Here is a 1164-nt window from a genome sequence, read left to right on the forward strand (position 1 = left end):
TCCCAGAGCAACTCTGTGATGCGGATGCGGGGCATCACGGCATCAATCGCCCGTTCCAGGCGTACGGCGGCGGGCGGTGTGATCGCGTCATGTGGCGTAATCTTCAACCGCCCACGTTCAATGCGGACACCAGAAAGTGCATTGCGCTTCAGGGCGCGCTCAACCTGGTCAAAGCGTTTCGCCATCGTTGCCCGCCGGTCAGATAGCCATGCGTCCGGATCGGTTTCGAAGCCCGCATCCCGCATGATGGTTTCGGCTTTGTCCCGTGGCTTCAGGTAGCTGTCGAACCGGCGATATTCACGGCTGCCGTCGACCCAGACATCTCCGGCGCGAAGGCGCTCGCGCAAGGTAGACACAACGGCGGTCTCGTACACACGCCGTTGTGGCTTACCGTCCTGGACGATCAGCGACGGCCAATGCTTGGCTGCGAAGGGCATGGGCGGATCATCGGGCAACTTGCGTTTACCGGTGCGGTTCTGGTCGCGCAGCAAGGCGATTGCGTCCTTGAGGTCATCCCCTGCATCGGTGGCGTTGAACTCGAAAGCCTCAAGGAAGGTAGGAGCAAACTTGCGCATATAGGCATAGCGCTCAGCCGCCAGAGCGAGTGGGTCACTGGTTGCCAACTCCCCGAAGTCGGCGATTTCGTCACGCTTGCCCAGAAGAGTCTCCCACCCGACATCCGCATCCAACGCAGCAAAGGGATCTTGGTCCAGATCTTGTGCGCGGGCCATGGCATCAATGGACGCGCCGAAGAGCTGCATCAGTTTGCCAACCCGGGTCTTGCCCATGCGCCAGACCTCCTCCTGGCGATTGCGGGAGCGTGAGAAGAGCTGGCCGGTCAGACGCTCGAACATGGCGATGGTCGCGTCGGTGATCGTGATGGATAAATCCGCCATCTGCGCCGCGAGCGTTGCGATCCGTCGCCGTTCGCCAAAATCGTTCAGCAAGCTCACAGGGGCCACCGCGCCCTCGCGCGCGAACTTGAGCAACCGGTCAGGGTGGAGGCCGTGCCCAAGGTTTGGCGGCAAATCCAACGATCGCAGATAGTTCAAGCGATCCAGAAGCGCGGTCATGCTGGCTGGACTGGTCGAATGCGGATAGCCACGCAACCACGTGAGACGCGTTTGCCCAAGAGACGGATCGTTCACCAAGAGAGCCTGCAAC

At 61.2% G+C, this 1164-nt stretch carries 1 pseudogene; it reads right to left on the minus strand.

From position 1 onward, the window contains the following. Nucleotides 1–1164 (minus strand): annotated as a pseudogene (locus tag Q1K29_RS18435) (Tn3 family transposase); the annotation flags it as partial.

Origin of the sequence: Henriciella sp. (genome assembly GCF_029937755.1) — a bacterium.
GTDB lineage: Bacteria > Pseudomonadota > Alphaproteobacteria > Caulobacterales > Hyphomonadaceae > Henriciella.